We start from the raw sequence: 1936 nt of genomic DNA, 5'->3' as shown, positions 1-1936 counted from the left end.
CCGACACAATCACCACCGGATCAGCCACACCCGACCCAGCCACACCCACCGCACCCGCCGAACCCGCCCCCGGCACAACCACCACAGACGAAGACACGGGCGAACCCACCAACTCCCCCACCAACAAACCCGCCACAGCCACCGGCGTCGGATAGTCAAAGACCAACGTCGCCGGCAACCTCACCCCCAACGCCTCACCCAACCGATTCCGCAGCTCAACCGCCAACAACGAATCGAACCCCAACTCCTTGAACGTCCGGTCGGCCCCGATCAGGGCCGTTCCCGCATGTCCGAGGACGGAGGCGACGTGGGTGCGGATGACATCCAGGACGACCGCTTCACGCTCCGCCTCGGGGAGTCCCAGGAGCCGCCGGGCGAGCGTGGATCCACCGGTCTGCGCATCCCCGGTGCCGGCGGCACGACGGACCGGCGCGGGCGCGAGGGTGCGCAGGAGCGGCGGCAGTGCCCCTGCACCGGCCTGGGTCCGCAGGGTTGCGCGGTCGAAGGCAACGGGCACGAGGTGTGCTTCACCGTGGTCCGCTCCCTGGGCCAGTGCGGCGTCAAGGGCGGCGAGCCCCGCCTCCGCGCTGAAGGGAACGACGGCCCGGCTCGTGACTCGTGCCCGGTCACGCTCGGTCATCGCACCTGTCATGCCACTTGCGTCATCCCACAGGCCCCAGGCCAGCGAGAGCGCGGGCAGTCCCGCGGCCCGGCGCCTCTGCGCGAGGGCGTCCAGGAAGGCGTTGGCTGCCGCGTAGTTGGCCTGCCCCGCCGTACCGAGAACTCCGGCCGCGGAGGAGAAGAGGACGAAGGCGGAGAGGTCGAGTTCGCGTGTCAATTCGTCCAGGTGGACGGCGGCGTCCACCTTGGGCCGCAGTACGGCGTCGAGTTGGCCGGGGTCGAGTGACGTGACGACGCCGTCGTCGAGGACGCCGGCTAGGTGGACAACCCCGGTGACGGGATGCGCGGCCAGCAACTCCTCAACCGCCGCACGTTCCGCCACATCACACGCCACCACCTCGGCAACCGCACCCGCGGCCGCCAGCTCCTCCACCAACTCCACAGCACCCGGAGCATCCACACCCCGCCGACTGGTCAACACCAGCCGCCGCACCCCGTACTCGGCCACCAGATGCCGGGCCACCAACCCACCCAACATGCCGGTACCACCCGTCACCAGGACAGCACCACCACCAAACCCAACGCCCCCGGCGTCACCGGCACCCGAAGCACCCCCGGCACCCCCGGCACCCGAAGCAGAACCCACCCTGCCCAGCCGAGGCACCAACACCTCACCACCACGAACAGCGACCTGCCACTCCCCCGAGTCGAGCGCGGCGAGAGCAACCGGGAGCGCGTCCACCCCGCCGTCGACATCAAGCAACCCGAACCGTCCGGGATTCTCCGCCTCGGCCGACCGCAGCAGACCCCACACACCGGAAGCCGCGAGATCCGCAGGCGCGTTCTCCCCGACACCCACAGCACCACGCGTGACAGCCACCAGCCGCGCACCCGCGAACCGCTCGTCCGCAAGCCACTCCTGCACCATGGCGAGTGCCGAACGCGTCACTTCGGCAGTCGCCGACGCGATCCCATCACCACCCGCCACAGGCGGCGTCCAGAGCACCAGTGCGGGCACGTCGTCACCCACGACCGACTCGGCAAGAGCGCTCAACCCGCCGTGAGGCGTACCACCCAAGGCGAGGCGGTCACCGTCCCCGAGGAGCGCCCATCCAGCTACAGCCGCACCCACAACAGCCCCCGCACCAACAGGACTCCACTCCACCCGGAACAGCACATCCCGCCCCGCCAAAACCCCCAACCCACCCACATCAACCGGCCGCAACACCAACGACTCAACCACCACCACCGGAACACCCACAGCATCAGCAACCAACACCGACACCGCATCCCCACCCACCGGCACCAACCGCAC

1 protein-coding gene is annotated in these 1936 nt (G+C 69.8%); it reads right to left on the bottom strand.

Translation table 11 applies throughout. The features are described 5' to 3' along the window. On the bottom strand, window positions 1–1753 hold a 1753-nt coding region (locus tag ABT296_RS38555), incomplete at its 3' end, for a type I polyketide synthase (protein WP_502977440.1). Window positions 1754–1936: the final 183 nt, after the last annotated feature.

The sequence above is a fragment of the Streptomyces sp. NPDC000983 genome, from assembly GCF_040299205.1.
GTDB lineage: Bacteria > Actinomycetota > Actinomycetes > Streptomycetales > Streptomycetaceae > Streptomyces.
This window is presented reverse-complemented; position numbering and strand designations above follow the sequence as displayed.